12 protein-coding genes are annotated in these 23,925 nt (G+C 56.8%); 7 read left to right on the forward strand and 5 right to left on the reverse strand.

Translation table 11 applies throughout. The annotated features are described in order from the left end of the window. Positions 1-53: 53 nt before the first annotated feature. Positions 54-1,430, reverse strand: a complete 1,377-nt coding sequence (locus EAW52_RS11495; protein WP_122042492.1) for a phosphate ABC transporter substrate-binding/OmpA family protein — start codon at positions 1,428-1,430, stop codon at positions 54-56. A gap of 130 nt (positions 1,431-1,560) precedes the next feature. Then, positions 1,561-2,373, reverse strand: a complete 813-nt coding sequence (gene xthA, locus EAW52_RS11500; RefSeq protein WP_122042493.1) for an exodeoxyribonuclease III — start codon at positions 2,371-2,373, stop codon at positions 1,561-1,563. Between the two features lie 137 nt (positions 2,374-2,510). Here xthA and EAW52_RS11505 point away from each other — a divergent pair, with 137 nt between their 5' ends. The 7 genes from EAW52_RS11505 (at position 2,511) to EAW52_RS11535 (ending at position 17,883) form a co-directional block, all read left to right on the forward strand. After that, complete coding sequence (locus tag EAW52_RS11505) at positions 2,511-4,244, forward strand: autotransporter assembly complex family protein (protein ID WP_162997625.1); 1,734 nt, start codon at positions 2,511-2,513, stop codon at positions 4,242-4,244. Then, the gene (locus EAW52_RS11510) at positions 4,244-7,927 is read left to right on the forward strand and encodes a translocation/assembly module TamB domain-containing protein (protein WP_122042495.1); all 3,684 of its coding nucleotides are present in this window, start codon (positions 4,244-4,246) and stop codon (positions 7,925-7,927) included. Before EAW52_RS11505 ends, EAW52_RS11510 begins: the two co-directional genes overlap by 1 nt. Positions 7,928-8,092: 165 nt before the next feature. Continuing rightward, entirely contained in the window at positions 8,093-8,593 is a 501-nt protein-coding gene (tpx, locus tag EAW52_RS11515) for a thiol peroxidase (RefSeq protein ID WP_010798387.1), read from the forward strand. A 248-nt stretch (positions 8,594-8,841) separates the two neighbouring features. Then, entirely contained in the window at positions 8,842-10,122 is a 1,281-nt protein-coding gene (locus EAW52_RS11520; RefSeq protein ID WP_122042496.1) for an MdtA/MuxA family multidrug efflux RND transporter periplasmic adaptor subunit, read from the forward strand. Continuing rightward, complete coding sequence (locus EAW52_RS11525; protein WP_019365597.1) at positions 10,119-13,262, forward strand: MdtB/MuxB family multidrug efflux RND transporter permease subunit; 3,144 nt, start codon at positions 10,119-10,121, stop codon at positions 13,260-13,262. The genes EAW52_RS11520 and EAW52_RS11525 overlap by 4 nt, the downstream gene beginning before the upstream one ends. Next, positions 13,259-16,387: a multidrug efflux RND transporter permease subunit gene (locus EAW52_RS11530; protein ID WP_122042497.1), complete on the forward strand. Its 3,129-nt coding sequence runs from the start codon at positions 13,259-13,261 to the stop codon at positions 16,385-16,387. Before EAW52_RS11525 ends, EAW52_RS11530 begins: the two co-directional genes overlap by 4 nt. Then, positions 16,384-17,883: an efflux transporter outer membrane subunit gene (locus tag EAW52_RS11535; protein WP_122042498.1), complete on the forward strand. Its 1,500-nt coding sequence runs from the start codon at positions 16,384-16,386 to the stop codon at positions 17,881-17,883. The genes EAW52_RS11530 and EAW52_RS11535 overlap by 4 nt, the downstream gene beginning before the upstream one ends. Before the next feature lie 74 nt (positions 17,884-17,957). On the opposite strand, the gene EAW52_RS11540 is transcribed toward EAW52_RS11535, so the two are convergent. From EAW52_RS11540 to mexE, 3 genes are all read right to left on the reverse strand, one after another. Further along, a complete protein-coding gene (locus EAW52_RS11540) occupies positions 17,958-19,349 on the reverse strand; it encodes an efflux transporter outer membrane subunit (RefSeq protein ID WP_122042499.1) in 1,392 nt (463 codons plus the stop codon). Further along, positions 19,346-22,516 (reverse strand): efflux RND transporter permease subunit, encoded by a 3,171-nt coding sequence (locus EAW52_RS11545; protein WP_122042500.1) that lies wholly within the window; start codon positions 22,514-22,516, stop codon positions 19,346-19,348. The genes EAW52_RS11540 and EAW52_RS11545 overlap by 4 nt, the downstream gene beginning before the upstream one ends. A 94-nt stretch (positions 22,517-22,610) precedes the next feature. Beyond that, positions 22,611-23,843 carry a multidrug efflux RND transporter periplasmic adaptor subunit MexE gene (mexE, locus tag EAW52_RS11550; protein WP_122042501.1) on the reverse strand — a complete coding sequence of 411 codons (1,233 nt, stop codon included), beginning with the start codon at positions 23,841-23,843 and terminating at the stop codon, positions 22,611-22,613. Positions 23,844-23,925: the final 82 nt, after the last annotated feature.

Genomic DNA, 23,925 nt, shown 5'->3' on the forward strand with positions numbered 1-23,925 from the left:
CACACCTCCATAGAGGTAGGGTTGAATCTAACAAAGCGGTTGGCTTCGTGATCTCAATAGACCCACACTTCTACGCGCCGGTTCTTCATCCGGCCTTCATCACTATTGGCCGCTACAGGCAAGGCATCGCCTAGCCCTACGATGTCATGGAACATCACGCCACCCTTGTTTAGCTCCCGCCGTACGGCCATGGCGCGTAGTTTGGAGAGCAGCTCGGCTCGCTTCAAGTCTTCCTTTGTATCGCTAAAGCCAATCAGTGCTACCTTCTTGTCGAGCTTGTCATTTTCTCTGAGGTAAGTCATCAGACGTTCGATATCGAGGTTGGCTTTGTTGTCCAGCGTGGCGCTACCCTCAGCGAAGCGAAAATTGACTGAAAGGCGCTGCGCGTGGTCGGCAAGCTGACGATAAAACGCTGGCGCATCTGCCGGCACGGCGGGCTGGACCGCCAGCACTTCTTGAGCCACGAATCCGCTCTTGCTGACCCATCTTTGCCCCTCCGAACTTTGAGCGTAGCGGATGAAGGCATTTACCCACGGATTTTTCTCGTCGGGTTTGTTATAGAAGAACAGACGACGTGAGAGGGGATAGTCCTCTGTAGCAACGGTGGTAACCGTTGGGGGGAGGGCTAGCGCCGATCCGTCAGATATCGATACGGCTTTTGCCTTGCCTACAGCGGCCAGTCCGACAAAGCCGATTCCATATGGATCCTGGCTGATAGCGTCGGATAGCTCGTCATTGGATTCGAAACGCGTAGCCATAGGCGAAAGGCTTTTGCCATGAGAAGACATGACCAGTTCCTTGAAGGTATCAAAGGTGCCTGACTGGTCATCTCTCGCATACAAGTGAACAGGACCTAGTGAACCCCCAATGTCCTTCCAATTTTTCACATCGCCTGAAAAGAGTCGGGCCAACTCATCGGTTGAAAGCGTGGTCAATGGGTTCGCCGCGTTCAGGATGATAGCGATGCCATCAATACCAATGACATGCTCGGATCCGGCATCTCGTGCATTACCCAAGCGCTTGAGTTCGTGTGCCTCGCTGTCCTTGATAGGACGTGAGGCAGCAGCGATATCGGTATCGCCATGAATAAGATCGGCAAAGCCGGTACTCGATCCATGCGCCGCCATATCGATGCGAACCTGATCGCCGTTGGCGCGTCTGCCAATAATGATACGTTCGTTTTCATGACTGCCAGTCCGGCTGTTTATGGTCTCGAACCCATGTGTTTTGAGAAAGCCTTCGACCATGAGCGGGGAAAGCTGAGCGCCGATGGTGTTGGAGCCATGGATACTCAATACCGGTTTGCCATCTGTGCGAAGCGGTAATGGCTGCGCCACGGTCGACCATGATGAGACGGTGCAAACGATGCCGAGAAGCGCGCCGGCAAGAAGACGGCTCCAACGGATGGAATCCTGACGGGCGGAATTCATATTCCTACAGCTACCCTGGAAATGAGACGCGGGCAGCATAAAAGGGAAAAATGACGAAAACGTTACAACGGCAGCTTTTTGCCACTATTGCGGTGTGAGGTGGCCTGCTTGCGCAGACCACTGTATCGCGTCAGGTCAGCTCAACCCAGATAGGGGCATGGTCAGAGGGCTTTTCCATGGCACGGATGTCATAGTCAATACCAGCGTCTTTGAGGCGAGGCTGGGCACCTTGCGAGGCCAGGATCAGATCGATGCGAAGACCCCGCTTGGGCTCCGCTTCAAATCCTTTGCTACGGTAATCAAACCAGCTGAAACGATCCGCAACAATAGGGTTGAGGTGGCGGAAACTATCAACCAGCCCCCAGTTCTTGAGCTTGGCCAGCCACTCGCGCTCCTCGGGTAGAAAGCTGCACTTGCCGGTACGCAGCCAGCGCTTGGCATTATCGGCACCAATGCCGATATCGCAGTCTTCCGGTGAGATATTGAAATCGCCCATTAGCAGCAGCGGTGTGATGGTGGAGTAGCGCTGTTCGAGAAGCTGCTGCAGGTCTGCATAGAACTTGGTCTTGGCAGGAAACTTGACAGGATGGTCCCGGCTTTCGCCCTGCGGAAAATAGCCGTTCATAATGACGACCGGCTGGTTGTTATGGTCGGCATAAACGCCATAGATGAAACGTTTCTGGGACTCTTCGCCGTCGTTGGGGAAGCCCTTGTGGATCTCCAGCGGTGCCTGGCGCGAAAGCAGTGCTACGCCATAGTGACCTTTCTGCCCGTGATAGTGAACGTGATAGCCCAACGCCTCGATATCAGCCAGCGGGAACTGGTCATCCGAGACCTTGGTTTCCTGAAGCCCGATAACATCGGGTGCGTGACGTTCGATCAAGGCAGCCAGCTGATGAGGACGTGCTCGCAAACCATTGATATTAAAGCAAACAATCTTCATGGGCGAAGAAGACTCTCGGTAAAATGGCCATCCTAGCGTATAGAACGGCTTCATGACGAGCCTGCTTCGCTGGTATAGCCGATGAACGCCACGACGCTGCGTTTGTCTCACGACCACTCGCCCGGTAGCATCGCGTCATGACTTTTCATCTACGACTCCGACTCAGTATTGCCGGCCTGCTTTTAATGAGCGGCGTCGCCATGGCCCAAGCGGCCGAACTCACCGTGCACGTTACGCCTGATAATCGTGCGCTGCGGGATAACATTTCTGCGTATATAGGCAGCCTTGCCGATCGGGATGCGGTTGCCTTGCAACGGCTGCGGCGTACGGCTGAAGGCCAGGCGGAGCAGGCTGCCCAGGCACTGGGCTACTACCATGCGCAGATTGATAGCCGGGTCGAGCCAGGGCAGACGCCTCGGCTGATACTGGATATCCAGACTGGAGAGCCCGTTCGACTGCGCCAGGTAGATATCCGCGTGGAAGGTCCGGCGCGGCAACTCAAGTCATTCAAGGCGCCCGATGGTGCCAATCTGAAGTCTGGCGCCCAGCTCAATCATGGCTTCTATGAAGATGCCAAGACACTGATCCAGAATCAGGCTGCACGTTATGGCTTCTTCAGTGGGCACTTCACCCAGCAGAAATTGATCATCGATCCGCAGGCTGGCTACGCAGACATTGCGCTGGTTTACGAAAGCGGGCCTCGCTACCGGTTGGGTAACGTGGAATACGAAGGAGATTTTCCATTCGATCAAGACCTGCTCAATCGCATGGTGCCGTTCAAGCCAGACGAGTCCTATGATTCGGAAATCCTTGCTGAGCTTCAGCAGACGCTGCTCCGAAGCGGTTATTTCGACAGCGTGCGCGTCAACGCTATTCCGGCAGATGCCAAAGACCAGACGATTCCGGTCATGGTGAATCTGACTACTCGCAAGCCACGCACGCTGGGGTTGGGGCTTGGCTATTCTACCGATGTCGGCCCGCGTGTTCGCGCAACCTGGGATCGACATTGGCTCAATGCGCAGGGGCATAGCCTGGGCGCGGAGATGGAGCTTTCCGCGCCACGTCAGAACATCGGCGCCTGGTATGACATTCCCGGGCGCGACCCCATCAACGATAAATTCCGTTTGGCGGGGGGATATCAGTATGAAGAAATCGCCGATGACGATTCGCTGAGTCGCCTGCTTACCGTCGGGCCCGAATGGCATCGCAAATTGCCCAGCGGCTGGACACGGGTGCTCTCCCTGAAACTCCAGCGAGAGGAATACCGTCTGGGAGACGATTCCGGTCTATCGACACTGCTCATGCCGGGTGTCGATTATTCCTACCTGCGCAGCGATAATCGGATCGATCCCAGCCATGGTTACCGACTGCAGTTTGGTGTCTCGGCTGCCAAAGAGGGCATCGTGTCCGACGCCAACATGGTGCATGTGACGGCGCTAGCGCGTGGCCTGACCACTTTTGCCGGTGGGCACCGGCTGCTAGGGCGGGTTCAGGTCGGCGGCAATGCTACTAATGGGTACAAGCAGATTCCGCCATCGCTGCGCTTCTTTGCCGGTGGTGATCAGAGCGTCAGGGGCTATGACTACCAGACGCTATCGCCCACGAACTCCGATGGAGACAGAATCGGTGGACGATACATGGTCACCGGCAGCGTTGAGTACCAGTATCCGCTCAAGGATAAATGGCGACTGGCGACCTTTGTCGACCAGGGGGGAGCGTTCAATGCGCTCGATAATCCGGATATCAAGACCAGTATCGGCCTTGGTATCCGTTGGGTTTCGCCAGTGGGGCCCATACGTGTCGATCTGGCTCATGGCCTTGATGAAGAAGGTGGCTTTCGTTTGCATTTCTCGATGGGGCCGGAATTATGATGCGTGCGCTCAAGATTGTTGGCGCCACGCTGCTGACGGTTGTCGTTGTTCTTGTATTGGGCGTGACCATTTTATTGGGAACCGAGTCTGGAAGCCGTTGGGTGTTGGGCCGGGTTCCCGGGCTTGCAGTGGAAGGCTATACGGGTCGACTGGGAGGGCACTGGAAGGCCGACACGCTGACCTGGGCTCAAGCCGGTACGCAGGTTAGGCTGGTGTCTCCTGAGTTCGCTTGGTCGCCTGGTTGCCTGTTCAAGCGAACATTTTGCATCGATACGCTCGTAGCCAGCGAGATCAATCTCGATCTGGCGCCCACTGAGGAGCAGACGCCCGATGAGGGGCCGGTTACGTTACCCGACCTCAAGCTACCGGTAGACGTTCAGCTGGGTGATGTACGCATAGGACGGTTTACGCTCGATGGCAATGAGCAGTTCGCAAACGCCACGCTACGCGCTCATTCTGAGGGTGGCAGCCTGGTCATTGAGCAGCTGGATGCGCACCGCGACGACATGATGCTCAGCCTTAGCGGGACGTTGCAGCCCTCCGGGCAATGGCCTTTGACGGCGGACGCCAATGCCCGTCTGCCTGCGCCTGACCAGCAGGAGTGGCCACTGACCTTACATGTGGAAGGTGATCTGCAGGGAAGCTTGACTCTTCAGGCCGACAGCAGCGGCTACCTGCCGGGCCGGTTGACAGGCGACGTGCAGCTTTTGGCAAAGGGTGTGCCGGCTTCGCTGCATCTGACGGCCAACGGTTTCAAGCCAACAAAGGATCTGCCAAAGACCCTGACGCTCAACGCGCTCGACCTGACTGCAAACGGCACTCTTACAGATGGATATAAATTGGTGGGCACGTCTGTACTGCCGGGTGAAGGAGGCGACGTCGCCCTGAAGCTTGATGGCACTGTTACGGCAGAAGGTGCAGACCTTAAAGGACTGACGCTCGATGCGGGGCAGCAGCGTAAAGTCGTCTTGAGCGGCAAAGCAGGCTGGTCGGAAGGACTCAATGCGAATGCCACTATTAACTGGAATGAGTTCCCATGGCGTCGGCTGTACCCGGAGATTGAGGAGCCGCCCGTAGCGCTGCGTCGATTGAAAGGTGAAGTTCAGTACGCCGATGAGCGCTATATCGGAAATGTGGACGCTGCACTAATGGGGCCTGCCGGTGATTTCACACTGGTAACGCCGTTTACAGGTGATCTCACACAGATCAATTTGCCGTCGCTGGATCTACATGCCGGGCAAGGACGTGCCGAGGGGCAGGTGAATGTCCGGTTTGCTGATGGCATTGGTTGGAAGGCGAACCTGAACCTCAGCCAGTTTAATCCTGCATTCTGGGTCGCCCAGCTGCCTGGTAATCTGGGCGGACCGCTACGCAGTGAAGGAGAAATCAAGGGTGAGCAGCTGCGTGTAACGGCTGATCTGGAACTGCAGGGACAGCTGAGAGGTCAACCTGCTCAGCTGGCAGCGCAGGCGCGTGGTCAGGATAAGCAATGGGATCTTGATAACCTGACTGTCCGTCTGGGCAGTAATCGCATTCAGGGAAGCGGTCAGCTGGCCGAGCAATGGAAAGGGCACCTGGATATCGACTTGCCTCGTCTCGGCCAGTTATGGCCAGGTCTGGCTGGTGCCATTAATGGAAAAGTGGATTTGCGCGGAACTCAGCAGGCGCCACAAGGGGAGCTGGTGTTGAATGGGCAAGAGGTTGCCTATCAAACCAACCGGCTGGCGGTCTTGAGCCTTAAAGGTACGCTTGATGCGCGTCAGCAGGGACGAATCCAGCTATTAACCTCCGGTGTGCGTGCAGGCACTAGCGACATTGGACGTGTGACGCTCGATGGACAGGGTAACCGTCATCAGCAGGCGGTCACGCTTGATGTAAAAGGGCCGCTGGCAAATCTGGCGCTTGCCCTGGAGGGTACGCTCGATGATGCGATGAACTGGCGAGGGCGGCTTACTCGAGGTGCTGTCCAGAGTGGTCCCCAGGACTGGCGCCTGCAAAACCCTGCAAGCCTTGAGCGTCTGGCAAACGGGCAACTGACGCTTGGCCAGCACTGCTGGCTATCAGGTAAAGCCTCGCTCTGTGGGGAGGACCAGCGCCTGATGCCGGAACCACGGCTACGCTACCATCTGCGCAACTTTGACCTTGCCGGACTGGCGCCTTTCCTGCCCGAGGATTTTGGCTGGCAAGGTGCGCTTAATGCTGATATCCGTCTTGATCTTCCTGAGAGCGGGCCAGACGGCACGGTTACAGTCGACGCAGGCACAGGGACGCTGAGAGCACGTAATGCCGATGGTCAGTGGGCAGATTTTGCCTATGACACGCTCAAGCTCAATAGTGCGTTGCGCCCGAACGATGTGCGCGCCTCTCTGGATTTTAGCGGCCCGCAGCTTGGCAACCTCACCCTGAATGCACAGATTGATCCACGGCCTGATGACAAGCCTGTCTCAGGGCGCTTCGATCTGCGCGGGTTGAATGTAGCCATTGCCAAAGGGTTTGTTTCAGGTATTGAGCAGCTGGACGGAAGAATCGACGGTAGTGGTCAGGTAAGCGGTACGCTGCTTCAACCTTCGATCAATGGTCGGATCGATTTGAGCAATGGTCAGGTCGGGGGCGGTATCGTTCCAACCCGTCTTCAAGATCTTCGGCTGACTGCTCTGATTGCCGGGAACCAAGCGAACGTGAGCGGTGGATGGCGCAGCGGCGAGCGCGGCCAGGGTAATGTGAGTGGAGCGATATCCTGGGCGGATGGATTGGACATGAATGTCGCCGTACGTGGCGATCGTCTTCCTGTTGTGGTTGAGCCCTATGCTAACCTTATCGTGGCGCCTGACCTGAATATTGTCATGCAGAACGGTAGTCTGGCGCTCAAGGGTACGGTTCGCGTGCCGAGCGGTGCCATTACGGTTCGGGAGTTACCACCGTCTACCGTCAAGGTTTCCAATGATGCGGTAATCGTTGGACAGGAAGCGCCTGCGCCCAAGCAGGAGACCCAGCTGTCCATGGATGTAAATGTACTGGTGGGGCAAGACAAGCTCACGTTCTCGGGATTCGGCCTGACCGCCAACCTTGAAGGGAACGTTCATATTGGTGACAACCTGGATACGCGTGGTGAAGTTCGTTTAACGGATGGGCGCTACCGCGCTTACGGGCAGCGACTGACTATTCGGCGAGCGCGTATATTCTTCCAGGGTCCGATCGCTCAACCGTTCCTGGACGTGGAAGCGGTGCGTGTCGTGGATGACGTAACCGCAGGATTACGCCTGTCAGGTCTGGCTGATCAGCCGCGCGTCGAAGTGTTTTCGGATCCCACCATGGGGCAGGAGCAAGCCTTGGCCTATATTGTTCTAGGGCGCCCACTGACTAACAACGACGAGGGCGAGAACAATATGTTGGGGCAGGCCGCACTTGCGCTGGGCCTTGCCGGGGGATCATCCACGGCGGGTGAGCTGGCGCAGCGTTTGGGCGTACAGAACTTTCAGCTGGATACCGAAGGGACAGGCGACAAGACCAGTGTCGTTGCGTCAGGCAATATTACCGACCGCTTGGCGCTTCGATACGGTGTAGGCGTCTTCGAGCCGGCCAATACGGTCGCCTTGCGTTATCAGCTTACCAAGCAGCTGTATCTTGAAGCAGCCAGTGGTATTGCCAGCTCATTGGATTTCTTCTACAAGCGAGACTTCTAACTCGCCAGGGTTGCCCGATCGTATTGGTCGGGCAACAGGGTAACGCTTGGGTAGTGACCCGCTAGTGCACGGTAGGGATGATTTGCAATAAACAGGTCTTCAGGCTTTAAAGCCTGAGGCGAAGCGTGTTTACTTGATGTTCCATTCAATTGTAGGAAACAGGTCATGACAGAAGTCACTCTTCGCGGTAATCCGGTTCAGATTGAAGGTACTCTGCCTCAGGCGGGTCAGTCCGCACCGGCATTCAGCCTGGTCAATGGCGATCTGGCCGATACCACGCTGGAAAGCTTTGCTGGCAAGCGCAAGGTGCTGAATATTTTCCCCAGTGTGGATACCCCGACCTGTGCCATGTCGGTTCGCAAGTTCAATACCGAAGCCGCCAAGCTGGAAAACACCGTGATCCTGTGCGTGTCAGCTGACTTGCCGTTTGCCCAGAAGCGTTTCTGCGGTGCGGAAGGCATCGAAAATGTAATCAACCTATCTACGCTGCGTGGTCGCGAGTTTCTGAAAGACTACGGTGTTGCCATCGCGTCCGGCCCCTTGGCGGGTCTTGCCGCACGTGCGGTAGTGATTCTGGATGAAAATAATAAGGTGCTTTATAGCGAACTGGTGCCTGAAATTGGGCAGGAGCCCAACTACGAAGCGGCTATTGCAGCGCTGAAATAAGGTAGAAGAAAAGCACCCGGGCCTCGATCAAGGCCCGGGTGCTGATGCATGAAGTCGATGCGCTTCGAGATGTAACAAGGCAAGGCAGAATCCAACGTTCCGTCATACTCTTATGACATTCTGGCGGCAGTGTATTGCTTGCTGCTCCGCACCATTCAATCCTGTATGTAAACAACGCGTAAATCCGCTTGGCCTGATGAAGGCTGCGGCTTACCGTTATCTTTCCGAAACTTATTGCTGTGGCGTTCATGAGCGATTCCCTCAATTCCAAACCTTCTCGCTCCAAATTTCCTTTGTTGATTGCTGTTGTGGTAGTAGCGGTTGGCGCTGTAGCTGCATGGCATTTTCTAGGTAAATCGCCTGAACAGGCGGATCCTTCCGGTCGTAACGCTGCTCAAACTGAGCAGAAAGGGCCGGCTGGAGCCGGACGCCGTGGTTCCATGGCTCCAACAGACATGATTGTGAGCACTGGAAAGGCCGAAAAAACGACGCTTTCGGTTTACCTCAATGCATTGGGCACGGTAACGGCCTACAACACGGTTGAAGTTCATGCCCGTGTCGACGGTCAGTTGGCCAAGGTACTGTTTACTGAAGGGCAGGAGGTGAAGGCCGGGGACGTACTGGCTGTCGTCGATCAGCGGCCTTATCAGGCGGCGCTGGCACAAGCCCAGGGCACCTTGCAGGAGAATCAGGCTCAGCTGAAGAATGCACAGATCGATCTGGAGCGTTATCGCCAGCTCTTCAAGGAAGACTCAGTAGCCAAGCAGACACTGGATACACAGCAGGCGCTGGTTGCTCAGTATCAGGGAACCGTCAAGAACAGCGAAGCGCAGGTAGCCGATGCCAGACTGAACCTGACCTTTACCGAAGTACGGGCTCCCATCAGCGGCCGGTTGGGTCTGCGTCAGGTGGACGTGGGTAATCTGGTGGCTAGCGGTGACACTACGCCGATAGTAACCATTACCCAAACCAAGCCTATTGCCCTGACATTCAGCCTGCCTGAGGATCAGCTCAGCACGGTGCGTCGCCAAATGGCGACCGGAAAGCCGCTGGCCGTAGAGGCATGGGACCGCGGGCGAAACAGGGTTCTGGCAACGGGTACGTTGGTAACGGTGGACAACCAGATCGATACCAGCACGGGCACGGTCAAGTTCAAGGCTCGCTTCGATAATCAGGATGAGTCGCTGTTTCCCAATCAGTTCGTTAATGTCCGCTTGCATGCGCTGGAGCTGAGCGATGTCATTGTCATTCCGATCTCGGCCATTCAACGTAACGACGAAGGGCCTTACGTCTTCGTCGTTGGCGAAGGCAATAAGGTTGCAACGCGCAAAGTCAGCCTGGGCGAGATACAGGGCGAGCAAGTAGAGGTCCGCTCAGGCCTGAATGCCGGTGAAACTGTTGTGACAGAAGGACTCGACCGCCTGCGTGACGGCCAGACAGTCAAGGTTACTCAGCCTATTACGGAAACTGCGCCCAAGTCAGATCCGGACGCCAATGAGGCCACGTTAGGCGGCGGAGCCGGTGAATGAACCCGTCTCGTCTTTTTATCCTTCGGCCGGTAGCGACCACCTTATTGATGGTCGCTGTTCTGCTGGCCGGTATTATTGCTTACCGGTTGTTGCCTGTAGCCTCGCTGCCAGAAGTTGATTATCCCACCATTCAGGTCAAGACCCTTTATCCGGGAGCTAGCCCTGAAATCATGAACTCAGGCGTGACCGCGCCGTTGGAGTCAGAGTTAGGGGAGATTCCTGGGCTGGAGGAGATGTCTTCCACCAGCTCTGGAGGCGCCTCTGTCATAACGCTGCGGTTCAGTCTGGACAGTAATCTGGATGTGGCGGAGCAGGAAGTACAGGCGGCGATCAACTCCGCCAATAACCTGCTGCCCAACGACCTGCCGCAGCCGCCGATCTTTAGCAAAGTCAATCCGGCCGATACCCCGATTCTGACGTTGGCAGTCACCAGCAGCAGCCTGCCCTTGCCCAAGATTCAGGACTTGGTGGAAACCCGCCTGGCGCAGAAGATTGCTCAGGTCAGTGGCGTCGGTATGGTTAGCCTATCTGGCGGGCAGCGTCCTGCTGTTCGGATTCAGGCCAATCCTACTGCATTAGCGGCCTATGGTTTGAGTCTGGAAAACCTGCGGACCGCCATCGCTAACAACAACCAGAACGGGCCGAAGGGAAGCTTTGACGGACCGACACGCTCATCGACACTGGATGCGAATGATCAGCTGCAATCAGCCGATGAGTACAAAAACCTCGTCATCGCCTATCAGAACGGTGCGCCTGTACGGCTGAAAGACGTTGCGTTGGCGATCGATGGGGCTGAGAACAATAAGCTGGCTGCCTGGGCCAACGACACTCCTGCCGTCATTCTGAACGTTCAGCGGCAGCCCGGCGCCAATGTCATTCAGGTTGTGGATCAGATCAAGCGGCTACTGCCAACCCTTCAAGAGACCTTGCCGGAAAACCTGGATGTGATGGTGCTGACGGATCGCACAACCACTATCCGGGCATCGGTCCGTGATGTTCAGTTCGAACTGGTGCTGGCTATAGGACTGGTGGTCATGGTGACTTTCCTGTTCCTGCGCAACATCTCGGCGACATTGATTCCCAGTGTCGCTGTGCCGTTGTCGTTGGTCGGTACGTTTGGGGTTATGTACCTGGCTGGCTTTTCCATCAACAACCTGTCGTTGATGGCACTGACGATCGCTACCGGCTTCGTCATTGACGATGCCATTGTCATGGTCGAAAACATTGCCCGCTATCTGGAGGAGGGAGAATCGCCACTTGAGGCTGCACTCAAAGGCTCAAAGCAGGTAGGTTTCACGATCATCTCGCTGACCTTCTCGCTGATTGCTGTACTGATCCCGCTTCTGTTCATGAGTGACATTGCCGGGCGACTGTTCCGTGAGTTTGCCATTACGCTGGCTGTCTCCATTCTGATTTCCTGCGTGGTTTCGTTGACCCTCACACCGATGCTCAGCGCGAAACTGTTGCGTCATGTTCCGGAAGACAAGCAGAGCGCATTCTCGCGCAAGGCCGGAGCCGTTATCGACGGAATGATTCAACGATACGCTACAGGTTTGCGCTGGGTTCTTCGGCATCAACCGCTAACACTGATGGTTGCCATCGGTACGCTGGTGCTGACCGCGGTGCTTTATCTCTTCATGCCGAAGGGGTTTTTCCCGCTTCAGGACACAGGCCTGATTCAGGGAATTTCCGAAGGCCCGCAAAGCATGTCCTTTGAAGGGATGGCCAAGCGGCAACAGGCGCTGGCTTCGATCATCATGCAGGACCCTGCGGTCGACAGTCTGTCATCGTTTATTGGGGTTGATGGTGATAATCCGACCCTCAATACCGGGCGCATGTTGATCAACTTAAAGCCTCATGATGCCCGAGATGTATCTGCCTCGGAAATCATTACACGCCTTCAGGACCAGATGGCCGATTTGCCTGACATGAAGCTTTATCTGCAGCCGGTACAGGATCTGACCGTGGAAGATCAGGTTAGTCGTACGCAATACCAGTTCCGCCTGGTCGACTCTAGCCTGGAAACGCTCAAGACTTGGGTTCCAAAGCTGGTCGAGCATTTGCAGACGCTACCGCAGCTGACGGAAGTCGCCAGTGACTTGCAACCGCGCGGCCTGCAGGCCTATATCAGCGTTGATCGGGATAACGCGTCTCGGCTGGGCGTCAGCCTGAGCGATGTTGACAGCGCATTGTACAATGCGTTTGGTCAGCGCCTGGTTTCAACCATCTTTACCCAGTCCAACCAGTACCGGGTCGTACTGGAAGTGGGGCCGCAGTTCCAGCTGGGACCGCAGGCGCTGACGCAGATCTACGTGCCAAGCTCTACGACGACCACTACTAACGGCACGACTACTACAACTAGTGGGCAGGTGCCGCTATCGGCCATCGCCCATGTAGAGGAACGCAATACCCTTCTGGCGATCAACCATGCCGGGCAGTTACCCGCCGCGACAGTTTCCTTCAACTTGGCCAAGGGTGTATCGCTGGGTGAGGCTGTGGAAGCGATTCGTCAGGCGGAGCAGGATCTCAAAATGCCGGCAACTGTTGATACCCATTTCCAGGGTGCAGCGCTGGCGTTCGAGTCTTCCCTGTCGAGTACGCTACTGCTAATTCTGGCCGCAGTGGTCACCATGTACATTGTGCTGGGAATTCTTTATGAGAGCTTTATCCATCCCGTCACGATTCTATCGACGCTGCCTTCGGCCGGGGTAGGAGCGTTGCTGGCACTCTGGATTGCCGGGCAGGACATCGGCATGGTGGCCATCATCGGCATCATTCTCCTGATCGGTATCGTTAAGAAGAACGCCATCATGATGATCGACTTTGCCCTTGAAGCTGAGCGGGAAGAGGGTAAAACACCAGAGGAGGCTATCTACCAAGCCTGTCTGCTGCGCTTCAGGCCGATCCTGATGACTACCATGGCTGCCTTGCTGGGCGCCTTGCCATTGATGTTGGCCAGTGGTGCAGGCGCCGAGCTGCGCCAGCCGCTGGGTATTGCGATGGTAGGCGGTCTTCTGGTTAGCCAGCTGCTGACCCTGTTTACCACTCCGGTCATTTACCTGGCGTTTGGCCGGTTAGCCACACGATTCAACCGCTGGCGCTATCGGCATAACCTGGATTTCTCCGGGGAAATCCGATGAATTTTTCGGCACTGTTCATCCGGCGACCGGTTGCGACTTTGTTGTTGACGCTGGCTATCGTGCTATCCGGTTGGCTGTCTTTCGGTTTGCTGCCGGTTGCACCGCTGCCACAGGTGGATTTTCCTACCATTGTGGTCAGCGGCACGCTGGCAGGAGCCAGTCCCGAGACCATGGCCTCTTCAGTAGCCACGCCTCTGGAACGCTCACTGGGACGTATTTCAGGGATTACTGAAATGACGTCTACCAGCTCTCAGGGCAGTACCACCATCATTATCCAGTTCGATCTGGATAAGAACATCGACGGTGCCGCGCGTGAGGTTCAGGCTGCCATCAATGCGGCGGTGCCTTCGTTGCCCACGGGAATGCCCAGCAATCCGACCTACCGTAAGATCAATCCGGCCGATATGCCTATCATGGTATTGGCGCTCACGTCGGATAAGCTGGACAAGGGCAAGCTTTATGATCTGGCATCCAATACGGTCGCCCTTAAATTGGCCTCGGCCAAAGGTGTCGGTCAGGTCAGCGTAGGCGGCAGTTCGTCGCCTGCCGTGCGGATTGATCTGAACCCGGATGCGCTCAACCATTATGGCTTATCTCTGGACGATGTTCGTACCGCAATCAATGCGGCCAATTCCAATTCGCCCAAAGGCGCATTTGAGTACGGCGATCTGCATTGGCAAATTGACGCCAATTCCCGGTTGAACAAAGCGAGTGACTATCAACCGCTCATCATTCGTACCCGTAATGGGCAAGTAGCGCGACTGGACGATGTAGCCACCATTACCGATTCAGTCGAAGACACCCGCAACCTTGGTTTCTCCAATAATTCTCCAGCGGTGCTCATTCTGATTTCACGGCAGGCCGGCGCCAATATCATCGAAACCATCGACGGTATCCGGGAGCAGTTGCCAACGCTACAGGAGACATTGGGTAAGGACGTCACGCTGAGCATCATGGATGACCGTAGCCCCGGCATTCGTGATTCGCTGCATGAAGCCGAGTTTACGCTGATCATTTCCATCGCCCTGGTCATTCTAGTGGTATACCTGTTCCTGCGGGACATTCGTGCGACGTTAATCCCCAGCATTGCCGTACCAATTTCTCTGGTGGGCACTTTTGCGGTGATGTATCTATGCGGGTTTTCGCTCAATAACCTGTCGCTCATGGCGTTGATCGTCTGTACCGGGTTTGTGGTCGACGATGCCATTGTGGTGGTGGAGTATATTGCCCGCCGGATCGAAGAGGGCGAGAAGCCCTATCAGGCCGCGTTGTTGGGCGCGCGCGAGGTAGGGTTCACGGTTCTTTCCATGAGCCTGTCGCTGGTGGCGGTCTTTCTGCCGATTCTGTTGCTGACGGGCATTATCGGTCGCCTGTTCCGCGAGTTTGCAGTGACGCTATCGGTTGCCGTTCTGGTGTCGATGGTCGTATCGCTGACGCTTACGCCGATGCTGTGCGCCAGGCTTCTCAGGGCGCACCGGCCCCGCAAGGAAACGCCTGTAGAGCAAAAGACAAGTCGTTTGGTTGCGGCAATGTCCCGGTATTATCGGGCAAGCCTTGCCTGGGCGTTGGATCACTCGTTTCTCATGCTATTGATTCTGATCGCCACGATTGCGCTCAACTTTTACCTGTATGCCGTAGTACCCAAGGGTTTTCTGCCGGATCAGGATACCGGCCGCCTGCGTGGCTATGCTGTGGCAGATCAGGGAATCTCCTTCAGTGGGATGCAGAGCAAGATGGAGGCTTATCGGAAAGTGCTCATGGCCGATCCGGCGGTCGACAATGTGCTGGGCTTTACCGGAGGTCGAGGGCCTGGCGGCTCATCCACCAATAGCGGGTCATTTTTTATTACGCTCAAGGATATCTCCCTGCGCGATCCAGTCGAGACCGTCGCCATGCGGCTGCGCAAAGCCGCGGCAGCTCAGGTGCCTGGTGCCAACCTCTTCCTGGTGGCGTCACAAGACTTTCGCGCCGGAGGGCGGGAAGGAAATGGTGCTTATCAATTCACGGTCAAAAGTGACGACCTAGAGCTTTTGCGTACCTGGAATCCACGGATCGAGGCTGCTCTTCGAAAGGTCTCGCAGATCATTTCCGTGAACAGTGATTCACAAGACAAAGGAGTTGAGTTGTCCCTGGACATCGATCGCGACACGGCCAGCCGTTACGGCGTCAACATCGAGATGATCAATGCCGTCTTGAACAACTCGTTCTCGCAGCGGCAAATCTCGACTATGTACGAGGACCGCAACCAATATCACGTTGTGCTGGGTGTGGGTGATCAGTACAGGCAGAGCGTAGACGTCCTGAGCCAGGTGTATGTGGTCACCAGCGAGGGTAATCGTGTCCCGCTTTCCAGCTTCACTCGTTATCGGTTCAGTAACGCTCCGCTGCGGGTTGCCCATGACGGTCAGTTTGCCGCGTCGACGTTTTCCTTCGATCTCGCGCCTGATGTAAGTATCAGTCAGGCCAGGGATGCGATCCGTGACGCGATCAAACCTTTGAAGCTTCCGATTGGATTACAGACGGCGTTTGCGGGAAATGCCAGCATGGCGCAGCAGTCCCAGAGCGCTATGCCCCTGATTATTGTGGCTGCCCTGGTTGCGGTATATATCGTGCTGGGTATGTTGTATGAAAGCTATATCCATCCACTGACGATTCTGTCGACGCTGCCTTCGGCGGGCGTTGGAGCTTTGCTGGCGCTGCAGCTCTTCAATACGCAGTTCACTTTGATCGCACTTATTGGCGTAATCCTCCTTATTGGGATCGTCAAGAAGAATGCCATCATGATCGTGGACTCTGCGCTGGATGCCGAGCGGCGTCTGGGGCTGGCGCCTCGCGAGGCGATTTTGGATGGCTGCGTCAGACGTTTCCGACCAATCATGATGACCACGCTGGCTGCAGTGCTTGGCGCCTTGCCCTTGCTTCTGGGCATGGGCGGTGATGCGCCGCTGCGTCGGCCGCTGGGGATCACCATCATTGGTGGCTTGATTGGCAGTCAGTTGCTGACGTTATATACCACTCCCGTTATCTACCTGTATCTGGACCGTCTGCGACACTGGTTCAACCGCCGTTGGGCGGGACGCCGAGCAGGCTCGCGCACGCATGCGCCCATGGAGAAATCATCATGATGTCGTTTTCAGCTCGTCCCCATTACCTGGGACTTGCCCTTGCCTTAGTCGTGGGCGGCTGTACGGTGGGCCCGGACTACCAGCGACCCCAGGTCACTACGCCCATCGCATTCAAGCATGCTGAAGGCTGGCAGATGGCCAAGCCCAGCGATGCCACCAAGCGGGGGCAATGGTGGGAGGTGTATGGAGACAGCACCCTTGATGGTCTGATGCAACGCCTGGAGAACTCTAACCAGACACTGGCCCAGTATGAAGCCCAGTATCGCCAGGCACGCGCTCTGGTACGCGAAGCACGCGCCTCCTTCCTTCCCGCGGTAACCGGAAGCGCTGGCGCAACACGCTCGGGGCAGGGCGGTGGAAGCAGTTCGAGTTATCAGTATCAGACGTCAACAGGAACGACCGTCACATTGCCACAAGGCACCAGCAGCGCCACTACTTCCAACAGCTACACCACCAGTCTTGGTGTCAGCTGGGAGCTTGACCTGTGGGGAAGCATTCGCCGCAGCGTGGAATCCCAAACAGGATCGGCGCAAGCCAGCGTGGCCGAGTTGGCCTCTACCAAGTTGAGTCTGCAATCGGAGCTGGCCCAGAACTATCTGCAATTGAGGGTTCTGGATGCCCAGCAACGGCTCCTGGATGCTACGGTGCAGGCCTATGAGCGGTCACTACGGGTCACCGAAAACCAGTATCGCGCCGGTATGACTACGCGTTCAGACGTTGCCCAGGCTACGACCCAGCTCAAAAGTACCCAGGCGGATGCCATTGACCTCAAGTACCAGCGTGCGCAGCTGGAAAATGCGATTGCTGTGTTGATTGGTGTTCCGCCATCCGAGTTCAGTCTAGCGGCAGTGGAGACAGTACCGACCGTGCCCGGCATCCCTGCCAGCGTGCCGTCCGAGCTGTTGCAGCGTCGTCCGGATATTGCTCAGGCCGAGCGGCAGGTAATGTCTGCCAATGCCCAGATCGGTGTTGCCAAGGCGGCATATTACCCGACGCTTTCCCTGACAGCCTCGGGCGGTTATCGAAACAGCCAGTGGGGTAATCTGGTCAGCACCCCTAACCGTTATTGGTCCATCGGGCCAGCATTCGATCTGACATTGTTTGACTTCGGTGCACGCCGTGCACAGGTCGAGCAGGCCGAAGCATCTTATGATCAGACTGTTGCCCAATATCGTCAGGCGGTACTCAACGGTTTCAAGGAGGTCGAAGATTACCTAGTTGAGCTGGACGTTCTTAATCAGGAGTCCGGTGTAAGGCAGGAGGCACTGGATTCGGCGCGGGAGTCGCTGCGTCTGGCAGAGAATCAGTACCGTGCAGGTCTGATCGATTATCTTGACGTAGTAACGCTGCAAACCACAGCATTAAACAACGAACGCACCAACCTGACGTTGTTGGGTAGTCGTCTGGTTACCAGCGTTCAGTTGATTGCTGCAATGGGTGGTGGCTGGGATGCCGTTGAGCTTCAGCAGGATCCGCTCGCCAGGAGTGAGCCGTAACAAGAAAAAGCCCGCGGCCCAAGGAGCAGGGAAAGCCGCGGGCCAGGGCGACATCGTCGCCCCTAACCGAAGGATCAGACGTTGGGGATCTCCCAACCGCCGCCTAGTGATTTATATATCGCCACAATGCCTTGGTAGAGCTCAACTTCCGCTTGGGCTTGGGCATCTTCCGCCGCCAGTCGCTCGCGCTCTGCATCCAGCAATACCAGGAAGTCCGACCCGCCTTCACGGTAGCGGATCGCTGCCTGCTCGGCTGCTGCGCGGCTGGCTTCGGACTGGCGAATCAGTGCAACCAGGCGCTCCTGACGTTTACCATAGTCGCTAAAGGCATTGGCACTTTCTTCAAGGGCAAGCAGCACTTGCTGCTCATAGTTGGCCAGGGCGCCTTCGGCATCTGCCTTGGCCCCACGCAGGCGTGCGCGAACGCTACCTAAGTCAAAGGCTGGCCAGCTCAGGGTAGGACCCAGGCCCCATGCGCGGGCGGCCGAAGAGCCGATCTCGGAACCCCGCCCCGCGGTGAACCCTAGAAAGCCGCTCAGGCTAACTCGTGGGAAGAGATCTGCAGTAGCTACACCGACATTCGCGGTTGCGGCTGCCAGCTGACGTTCGGCTGCCTGGATATCCGGACGGCGGCGCAACAGCTCGGCCGGGTCACCAATGGGAAGCGCCTTGGCAATTGCAGGCAATGGCTTGGGTGAAAGGTCAATGCTCATCGCATCAGGCCGTTCGCCTATCAGGGTCGCTATCCGATTCTTTGCCCGCGCCGCTTCTGCCTGGAGTTGCGGCAGAGTCGCCTCGGTGGCCGCAAGGCGTGCATCAGCCCGCAAGACATCCAGCTGGCTGCCTACGCCTGCTTCATCCAGGGTTTGGGTCAATTGCCGGGAGGCCCGCTGATTCTTCAGGTTTTCCTGCGCAATATGCTCGCGCAGCTGGGCACCGCGGAGCGTGCCATAGGCGTCTACCAGTTCTGCAATCAGGCTGACCTGCAGTTGATTGAGTTCTGCCTGCGCGGCGTCTGCCTGAGCATCGCTGGCTTCCAGTTGGTGCTGGATCCGGCCGAAGAGATCAATCTCCCAGGCCATGTCTAATCCAAGATCATAACGCTCATTGTTTGTACGCTTATCGGTGAAGCCCGGCTGCTGCGCCTTGCCGATCTCGCTACTGGCGCGACTGGTCACAACAGGAAAGCGGTCATTGGCCGTGTCATCACGCAGGGCACGAGCCGAGCGCAGCCGGGCGTAGGCCACGCGAAGCTCCCGGTTGCCGGAAATCGAGCGCGCCACCAGCTGATTAAGGGTGGGGTCCTCGAATTGTTGCCACCACTGTGCCTGGAAACGGGAGTGATCATATTGGCTGCCCGCCGCGCTCTGCAGATGAGCCGGTTCGGTTTGCGGTGCCTGATAGGTCGGACCGACCGCACAGGCACTCAAGGCAAGGACCAATAGGCTTGGAACGAATATTCTCATGACAGCACCTCCTGTGCGGCGATACGGCGCTCAGCGCGACGCTCGACGAACGCGCGGATCAGTACATAGAACAAGGGAGTCAGCAACAGGCCGAAGAAGGTCACGCCCAGCATGCCGGAGAACACCGCAACGCCCATGGCATGACGCATCTCGGCACCTGCACCGGTAGACGTCACCAGCGGCACCACGCCCATGATGAAGGCAAAGCTGGTCATCAGGATCGGACGTAGACGCAACCGGCATGCTTCCAGTACGGCTGCCACACGGTCCATGCCTTCTTCCTGTTTATCCTTGGCGAACTCCACAATCAGAATTGCGTTTTTGCAGGCCAGGCCAACCAAGACGATCAGGCCGATCTGGGTAAAGATGTTGTTATCACTCCCGGACAGGATGACACCTGTGATAGCGCACAGAAGCGTCATTGGTACGATGAGAATAACGGCAAGCGGCAGGCTCCAGCTTTCGTACTGGGCAGCAAGCACCAGGAAGGCCAGCAGCACGCACAGCGGGAAGACCAGGAAGGCCGTGTTGCCCGACAGGATTTGCTGGTAGGTCAGCTCGGTCCACTCGTAGGTCATGCCATTGGGCAACTCTTCCTTCATGAGTTTTTCCAGCGCGGCCTGTGCCTGGCCCGAGCTGTAACCGGGTGCCGGGGCGCCGTTGATTTCGGCTGTGATAAACCCGTTGTAGTGCATCACGCGGTCGGGACCTGCGCTATCGCTTACCTTCACGAAGGTAGACAGCGGCACCATCTCGCCCAGGTTGTTACGTACCTTCAGCTGGCCGATCTGATCGGCTTCAAGGCGGAACTGCTGATCGGCTTGTACGTTGACCTGGAAAGTACGGCCAAAGCGGTTGAAGTCGTTGGCATACAGCGAGCCCAGGTAGACCTGTAGCGTATCGAAGATATCGCTGATCGCAACGCCATGAGTTTTGGCTTTCTCACGATCAATATCGGCATCAATTTGCGGAACGTTGACCTGGTAACTGGAGAACAGGCCTGCCAGTTCCGGCACGTTCTGGCTTTTCGCAATGATATTCTGCGTTTGGGCGAACAACTCGTTGTAGCCCAGGTTGCCTCGATCCTCGACTTGCACACGGAAACCGCCAATGCTACCCAGGCCCTGAACTGGCGGAGGCGGGAAGATCGCGATGACCGAATCCTGAATCGAACTGAACTTGCCGTTAAGTGCACCTGCAATCGCGTTGGCTGACAGACTCGGGTCCTTACGTTCTTCGAAGGGCTTGAGTGTCACGAAGACAATGCCGCTGTTGGGGCTGTTGGTAAACCCATTAATAGAGAGTCCCGGGAACGCCACAGTGCTTTCCACGCCCGGATACTTGAGCGCGATATCGGACATCCGCTTGATGACGTCTTCGGTACGATCCAGCGTAGAAGCGTCAGGCAGCTGCGCAAAGGCGACCAGATACTGCTTGTCCTGTTGCGGCACGAAACCTGTAGGCGTGTTCGTCAGCCCAAACACCGTCAGCGCCATCAGACCGGCATAGACCACCAGCGCAATCGAGCCGCGGCGAAGCACACGTGCAACCACGCCTACATAGCCGTGACTGGCTCTTTCGAACATACGGTTGAATGGCGCGAACAGCCAGCTGCCCAGCAGGCGATCCAGCAAGCGCGAAAAGCGGTCCTTAGGAGCATCGTGTCCCTTGAGCAGGACGGCTGCCAGTGCAGGGGAGAGCGTAAGCGAGTTGAAGGCTGAGATGACCGTTGAAATAGCAATGGTCAGGGCGAACTGTCGATAGAACTGTCCCGTCAATCCGGAAATAAAGGCGGTGGGTACAAACACAGCGCACAGCACTAGCGCGGTAGCGATGATAGGACCGGTTACTTCCCGCATCGCTCGCTGGGTTGCGGCAACCGGAGAGAGGCCCAGCCCAATGTTCCGCTCGACGTTTTCCACGACCACGATGGCATCGTCCACCACAATCCCAATTGCTAATACCAGCCCGAAAAGGGACAGCGCGTTCAGTGAAAACCCGAACAAGTGCATCAAGGCGAACGTGCCGATCAGCGAAACCGGAACGGCTGCCAGCGGGATGATAGAAGCGCGCCAGGTTTGCAGGAACAGCACCACAACCAGCACAACCAACACGATGGCTTCAAAAAGGGTATGCACGACCGCTTCGATGGAGCCACGGACGAAGATCGTAGGGTCATAAACGATGGAGTAGTCCATACCCTGAGGGAAGCTCTTCTTCAGGTCAGCCATTTTCGCCCGTACCTGATTGGACAAGTCGATTGCGTTGGAGCCTGGACGCTGGAAGATCGGTATGGCGACGGCGGGTTTATTGTTCAGTAGCGAGCGCAGGGCGTATTGGTTCGAGCCCAATTCAACGCGCGCAATGTCCCTCACGCGGGTGATTTCACCATTTGCGCCGGCTCGAACGATGATGTTTTCGAACTCTTCCTCATTGACCAGGCGGCCTTGGGTGTTGATGGCCAGCTGGAAGCTGTTCGCGTTGGGCGCGGGCGGGGCGCCCAGAGAGCCTGCCGCAACCTGGCGGTTCTGCTCACGAATGGCATTGACGACATCTGTTGCCGTCAGGCCGCGGGAGGCCACCTTGTTCGGGTCAAGCCACACACGCAGGGAATACTCGCCCATGCCGAACAGCTGGACATCACCCACACCGTCCAGGCGGGACAGCTCGTCCTTGATGTTGATCAGCGCATAGTTGGACAGGTACAGCATGTCGTAGCGCTCATCGGGCGAGGTAAGGTGCACCACCATGGCCAGATCCGGTGAGGCCTTGTCAGCGGTTACGCCCAGACGCTGCACTTCTTCAGGCAGCTTGGGCAGGGTACGGGTGACACGGTTCTGCACCTGTACCTGCGCCGTATCCAGATCTGTGCCCAAGGCAAACGTAATGGTCAGGGTCATCTTGCCGTCGGCAGTGGCCTGGGACGACATATAGAGCATGTGCTCGACGCCGTTCATGGCTTGTTCCAGCGGGGCTGCCACGGTCTCGCCGATAACCTTGGGGTTGGCACCCGGGAAGGTGGCGCGAACCACTACCGTGGGCGGCACGACTTCCGGGTATTCACTGATGGGAAGTTGAAAGAGCGAGACGGCTCCGCCGATCAAGATAATCAGCGAGAGAACGGCCGCGAAAATGGGACGCTTGATGAAGAACTGTGAGAAGTTCATCGGACCATTCCTTTGTAAACGCGAGCAACAGGGCACCGTCGCTCTCCTGGTAGAAGAGCGAGGTGCATGGGCTTGGCGGCAGGGTTAGACGGTGTTAACGACGCGTATCGTTGGCAGTCAGCTGAATCGGCTTGTCCGGCAGAGGTAGGCTTTTCGCTACCAGCTCGCGCTGATGCTTGAGTGCAGCCAGGGTGGCCTCGTCAGCCATGGGTACGATCTGAGCGTCTGCCTGGGAGCCAGGACGGATGCGTTGCAGACCATTGATGACGACCTTGTCATTGCTGGCCAGACCTGTACGGACGATCCGCAGCCCTTCGATTTTCGGACCCAGTTCAACCGAGCGGTAATCCACGGTGCCGTCGTCTTTGACTACCAGCACGTATTTTTTGCCCAGATCAGTACCTACAGCCTCATCCTTGATGAGCATCGCGTTATAGGTACCGCTGCCGACCAGCTTCAGCCTTGCATAAAGCCCAGGAGTAAACTGGCCATCAGTGTTTTCGAATACGGCCCTTCCACGGATGGTGCCTGTACGGGGATCAACCTGGTTATCAAGAAAGTTCATCTTGCCTAGGTGAGGGTGGCCGGTTTCGCTGGAAAGCCCCATAAAGACCGGACTGGCTTCGCCCCGCACGCCTTGGCGTTTCAAGTCGGAATACTTGAGGAAAACACGTTCATCAGCATCGAAATAGGCATACACCTTGTCGGTGGATACCAGCGTAGTGAGCTGGCTTTCTCCAGCATTTACCAGATTACCTGCGGTGACCTCGGCCCGGCCAACGCGACCTGTAATGGGGGCAGTAACTTGAGTAAAGCTCAGGTTCAGACGGGCTGCGTCCAGTTCGGCTTGCGTAGCGGCAAGCGTCGCCTTGGCTTCCAGTGCTTCGCTGGTGCGGGCATCCGCTACTTCGGCAGAGATCGCATTGCTTGAGCGCAAGCGCTCGCCACGTTGCGCTTCATTCTGAGCCCGATTCAGATGAGCCTTGGCCTGTTGCAGCTGCGCTTCCAGACGCTTCACTTCGGCCTGGAAGGGGCGGGGGTCGATCTGGAAAAGCAGGTCGCCTTTCTTAACCAGGGTGCCTTCCTGAAAGACAACCCGATCGATATAGCCCGAAACGCGCGGACGAATGATGACAGACTCGGGCGCTTCGAGACGGCCGGTAACCTCATCCCATTCAGTGATCGGTTGTTGGATGACCTGAGCGGCGCTGACCTTGGGCTTTGCTGGTGCTGTGGCCGACGCATCAGGCTTGTTGTCGCAGGCACTGAGCAATAGAACGCTGGCTAATGCCAGAGAAGATCGCCAGAGAGTGGAAGACTGTTCCATGTTCGTTTCCGCCGGACAAAGTGAGGAAAATTTAAGTACGGCGGAGTCTGGCTCAAGGGTCTGACACGATCGAATCGAACAC

The sequence above is a fragment of the Pseudomonas sp. LTJR-52 genome (genome assembly GCF_003691465.1).
GTDB lineage: Bacteria > Pseudomonadota > Gammaproteobacteria > Pseudomonadales > Pseudomonadaceae > Chryseomonas > Chryseomonas luteola.

Excerpts from the sequence above, each read along its gene's own strand:
- EAW52_RS11495 (WP_122042492.1), bottom strand. The coding sequence starts at position 1,430 with ATGAATTCCGCCCGTCAGGATTCCATCCGTTGGAGCCGTCTTCTTGCC.
- EAW52_RS11510 (WP_122042495.1), top strand. The coding sequence starts at position 4,244 with ATGCGTGCGCTCAAGATTGTTGGCGCCACGCTGCTGACGGTTGTCGTT.
- tpx (WP_010798387.1), top strand. The coding sequence starts at position 8,093 with ATGACAGAAGTCACTCTTCGCGGTAATCCGGTTCAGATTGAAGGTACT.
- EAW52_RS11525 (WP_019365597.1), top strand. The coding sequence starts at position 10,119 with ATGAACCCGTCTCGTCTTTTTATCCTTCGGCCGGTAGCGACCACCTTA.
- EAW52_RS11535 (WP_122042498.1), top strand. The coding sequence starts at position 16,384 with ATGATGTCGTTTTCAGCTCGTCCCCATTACCTGGGACTTGCCCTTGCC.
- EAW52_RS11520 (WP_122042496.1), top strand. The coding sequence starts at position 8,842 with ATGAGCGATTCCCTCAATTCCAAACCTTCTCGCTCCAAATTTCCTTTG.
- EAW52_RS11545 (WP_122042500.1), bottom strand. The coding sequence starts at position 22,516 with ATGAACTTCTCACAGTTCTTCATCAAGCGTCCCATTTTCGCGGCCGTT.
- EAW52_RS11540 (WP_122042499.1), bottom strand. The coding sequence starts at position 19,349 with ATGAGAATATTCGTTCCAAGCCTATTGGTCCTTGCCTTGAGTGCCTGT.
- EAW52_RS11505 (WP_162997625.1), top strand. The coding sequence starts at position 2,511 with ATGACTTTTCATCTACGACTCCGACTCAGTATTGCCGGCCTGCTTTTA.
- EAW52_RS11530 (WP_122042497.1), top strand. The coding sequence starts at position 13,259 with ATGAATTTTTCGGCACTGTTCATCCGGCGACCGGTTGCGACTTTGTTG.
- mexE (WP_122042501.1), bottom strand. The coding sequence starts at position 23,843 with ATGGAACAGTCTTCCACTCTCTGGCGATCTTCTCTGGCATTAGCCAGC.
- xthA (WP_122042493.1), bottom strand. The coding sequence starts at position 2,373 with ATGAAGATTGTTTGCTTTAATATCAATGGTTTGCGAGCACGTCCTCAT.